Source organism: Hymenobacter agri (genome assembly GCF_054778495.1).
The window spans coordinates 1-1,332 of sequence record NZ_BAAGZM010000875.1; the positions used below are offsets into that span (position 1 = coordinate 1).

1 protein-coding gene is annotated in these 1,332 nt (G+C 64.5%); it reads left to right on the plus strand.

What is annotated here, in order from left to right; genetic code table 11:
- Positions 1 to 1,332, plus strand: a 1,332-nt coding sequence (locus tag ACYVDE_RS22990; protein ID WP_460503860.1) for a UvrD-helicase domain-containing protein, incomplete at both ends; no start/stop codon positions are given.

Here is a 1,332-nt window from a genome sequence, read left to right on the forward strand (position 1 = left end):
CAGGCCACCGAGGCCGTGGAAGCGGCCGGGCTCACGGCGGCGCACATCAGCGGCGGTGAGAAGGGGGTGTTTACGCATTTCAGCAACGCCCTGCGCTGGCTGGAGCCGGGCGACACGCCCACGGCCACCGCCCGCAAGGTGTTTGAGTCGGGCAAGTGGGGCAGCGGCGCGGCCCAGAAGGAGAAGCGAACGGCCGACGTGGACGCCATCCGGCCGGTGCTGGAAGACACGTTTCTGGCGTTGGCCGAGCTGCGGGCCGAAAACCTGCACAGCTACGTACTGCTGGCGGCCATGCAGCCGTATTTATTTCACGCGTCGTTATTGAGTGAATTAAACAAGCTGGTGGAGCAAATCAGCCGCGAGCGCAACGTGGTGCTGATTTCGGAATTTAACCGGCGCATTGCCAGCATTGTGCTCACCGAGCCGGTGCCGTTTTTGTACGAGCGGCTGGGCGAGAAATACGAGCATATTCTGATTGACGAGTTTCAGGATACGTCGGTGTTGCAGTGGAATAATTTGTTGCCGCTGGTGGAAAACACGCTGGCCAACGGGCACAGCAGCCTGGCGGTGGGCGACGCCAAGCAGGCCATTTACCGCTGGCGCGGGGGCGAGATGGAGCAGATTCTGCGCCTGCACCAGGGCAACACCGAAGCCCTGGCCGCCCGGGCCCGCGAGCCGGAGATGCGCGAGCTGCTGCGGGGGCGCTACGAGGCATTTCGGGGGAAGCTGGAGCCGCGGGCGTTGCAGGTAAATTACCGGTCGGCGCGGGAGATTATTGATTTTAACAACTCGTTTTTTGAGGCGGTAAGTGGGCGGCACGAGGCGCTGGGGCTGGTGACGGGGATTTATGACGCGCATTTTGGGCAGCAGGTGCCGGAGTCGAAGCGGGCCGACCAACAGGGGCACGTGGAATTATTATTCACCCAAAAGGACGCCCCCGCCCTCCGCTACGACCCCGCCGCCGGCACCTATACCACTGAGCCCCTCCCCGGCCACGCACCCGAGGCGCTGCTGGGCTACGATGAAAGCACCTGCTACCTTGCCCTGCAGCTGGTGGAGCAGGCCCTGCGCGACGGCTACGCGCTGGCCGATATCGCGGTGCTCTGCCGCACGCGGGGGGCCAGCAAGACCATTGCCAAGTTCCTGAAAGAGCGGGGCTACGCCATTATCTCGGCCGATTCGCTGGCGCTGGAATTTGCCGAGGTGGTGAACCTGCTGGTGAGCATTCTCAGGGTGTTGCACCAGCCGGCCGATACGCTGGCGCGGGCCGAAGCCCTGCTGCTCGTCGACAAGGTGGTGCGTGGGCTGGCCCCCACCCCGGCGCGGGCGCGG